The 744-nt window shown below is 40.7% G+C and carries 1 protein-coding gene; it reads left to right on the plus strand.

The annotated features are described in order from the left end of the window. Positions 1-744: leucine-rich repeat-containing protein kinase family protein (locus tag H4J38_RS16880; RefSeq protein ID WP_182133655.1), on the plus strand; the 744-nt coding region annotated here is incomplete at both ends.

A 744-nucleotide genomic window follows, 5' to 3' on the forward strand; every position in this document is an offset into this window, starting at 1 on the left:
GCTTTACCAGATAAACTACGGTGGTTAATTTTAACCGACAACTGCATTGAAACATTACCTGACTCATTAGGCGAGCGTCCTCAACTGCAAAAATTAGCGCTAGCCGGCAATAAATTATCCAAACTGCCGTTAACGCTAGCGCAATTAAATAACCTTGAGTTAGTGCGTATTTCAGCAAACAATCTAACGGAGTGTCCAGAGCAATTATTGAACTTACCCAAACTTGCATGGTTTGCTTTTTCCGGCAATCCTTTCAGTTGTTCAACACTTAATATGGCCTCAGTTCCATCACTTCCTTCATCAAGCTTTAACTTACACAATGTGCTTGGTCAAGGTGCTTCTGGTGTTATTTCAAGAGCAACGTGGACTAAAAATAAAACGAATTTGCCAGCAGAAGTTGCGGTGAAAGTTTTTAAAGGAACAGTGACTAGTGACGGCTACCCAGAAGATGAGTTACAGGCATGTTTGAAGACTGGCGATCATCAGAACCTAGTGCGTTCTTTAGCACAAGTGAATGAAGACGGATATTTAGCGTTAATCATGAACTTGATACCTAAAAACTTTAAAAATTTGGGCTTGCCGCCAAGCTTTACGAGCTGTACTCGTGATACCTTCCCTGAAGGCTTTACCTTAAGCACCGAGCAAATTGAAAAGATAGTGATACAAATGGAAAACGTGTTTGAGCATTTACACGCGAATAAAGTATGCCATGGCGATTTATATGCCCATAACACCCTGTTTGAT

Origin of the sequence: Colwellia sp. BRX10-3 (genome assembly GCF_014077505.1) — a bacterium.
GTDB lineage: Bacteria > Pseudomonadota > Gammaproteobacteria > Enterobacterales > Alteromonadaceae > Cognaticolwellia.